The following is a 620-nucleotide window of genomic DNA, read 5'->3' as shown; positions in this document are numbered from 1 at the left end:
TCGGCCCTCGCCGGCTCCCTTCTCCCCTCCGCCGCCGCCCAATGTCCGGACGTGCAGGTGGTATTCGCCCGCGGTACCGGCGAAGCCCCCGGTGTCGGCCCCACCGGCCAAGCCTTCGTCGACTCCCTGCACTCGCGCCTCGGCGCACGGTCCTTCGACGTCTACCCGGTGAACTACCCCGCCAGCGACCAATGGGACACCGGCATCGACGGCGTCAGAGACGCTGGCGCCCACGTCGTTTCGATGGCCCACGACTGCCCCAACACCAAAATGGTGCTCGGCGGCTACTCCCAAGGCGCAGCCATCATGGGCTTTGTCACCTCACCCTCGGTACCCGAGGGCATCGACCCCAACACCGTGCCCAAGCCCCTGGACCCCACGGTGGCCAGCCACGTCTCCTCGGTCGTGCTCTTCGGCATGCCCAACGTGCGCGCCATGAGCTTCCTCGGTGAACCCCCCGTCGTCATCGGCCCCACCTTCGTCGACAAGACCATCAAGGTCTGCGCCACCGAAGACCCGGTCTGCTCCGACGGCATGAACTTCGCCGCCCACAACACCTACGCCGACGACGGCGCCATGATCGACAAAGGCGTCGCCTTCGCCTCCAGCCACCTCGACGC

The 620-nt window shown here is 67.9% G+C and carries 1 protein-coding gene; it reads left to right on the top strand.

Features of this window, described 5'->3' with window-relative positions; genetic code table 11:
* The coding region (locus A5695_RS22635; protein ID WP_156749809.1) for a cutinase family protein at positions 1-620 on the top strand (620 nt) is incomplete at both ends.

The sequence above is a fragment of the Mycobacterium sp. E1747 genome (genome assembly GCF_001667775.1).
Taxonomy (GTDB): domain Bacteria; phylum Actinomycetota; class Actinomycetes; order Mycobacteriales; family Mycobacteriaceae; genus Mycobacterium.
The sequence above is the reverse complement of the archived record's forward strand: the minus strand, read 5'-3'. Positions and strand labels throughout refer to the sequence as shown.